This window comes from Desertihabitans aurantiacus, from assembly GCF_003344635.1.
Classification (GTDB): Bacteria; Actinomycetota; Actinomycetes; order Propionibacteriales; family Propionibacteriaceae; genus Desertihabitans; species Desertihabitans aurantiacus.
Window position 1 is genome coordinate 1 of record NZ_QPKK01000519.1, and the last position, 1,025, is coordinate 1,025.

Consider the following 1,025-nt stretch of genomic DNA (forward strand, 5'->3'; position numbering starts at 1 on the left):
GCCGGCCCCGCGACCGCCGGTGGTCGAGCCCGAGCCCGGCCCGGTCGAGCGTCCGCACCGCACGCTCGGGCCGGAGGACCGCGCCGGAGGCACCCTGCCGAGCCGGTCGCCCACCGGGACGCCGACCCCCGGGCCCGGACCGTCCGCGGGTGCTGGGCCGGCCGACCCGGTGACGGTCGACCCGGACGTCCCGGCGAGCCCGGAGCGTGACCCGGCGACGCTGCCCGACCCGTCGAGCGAGGTGACCGACCTCGACCTGCCGGCGGCCGCCCTGCGCGCCTACCGGGGAGCGGCCGACGCGCTCGCCCGGACCGACCCCTCCTGCCGGCTCGACTGGGCCCTGCTCGCCGGCATCGGACGGGTCGAGTCCGACCACGGACGCCACGGCGGCTCGGTGGTCGGGGCGGACGGCCGCACCTCACCGCGGATCATCGGCGTCCCGCTGGACGGCTCGGCCGGGGTGGCGGCGATCCGCGACACCGACGGCGGACGCCTGGACGGCGACCCGGTGTGGGACCGGGCGGTCGGGCCGATGCAGTTCATCCCCTCCACCTGGGCCGGGGTGGCCGCCGACGGCGACGGAGACGGGGTGCGCGACCCCCACGACCTCGACGACGCGGCGCTGGCCGCGGCGAGGTACCTGTGCGCGGGCCCCGGCGACCTCGGCACCCGCGCCGGGGCCGAGGCGGCGGTGCTGCGCTACAACCACTCCGCGGAGTACGTCGCCCTGGTGCTCGGCATCGCCGAGGCCTACCGCGACGGACGGGTCGCGCTGCCCACGGTCCAGCCGCACCCCGATCCGTCGGACCCGAGCCCGTCCGGCTCGCCCGACCCGAGCCCCTCCGGTTCGCCGTCACCCAGCCCCGCTCCGTCGAGCACGCCGACCCCGTCGCCGTCGCCCAGCGGGACGCCCTCGACCTCCCCGAGCCCCTCGACCTCCCCGAGCCCGAGCCCGTCGGGATCGCCCAGCCCCAGCCCGTCCGGGTCGCCGAGCCCGAGCCCGTCCGGGTCGCCGAGCCCGAGCC

Annotated in this window: 1 protein-coding gene; it reads left to right on the forward strand. The window is 79.7% G+C overall.

Annotation, left to right across the window (positions count from 1 at the left end; genetic code table 11):
- Window positions 1-19: 19 nt before the first annotated feature.
- On the forward strand, window positions 20-1,025 hold a 1,006-nt coding region (locus DVA66_RS20660), incomplete at its 3' end, for a lytic murein transglycosylase (RefSeq protein ID WP_232822109.1).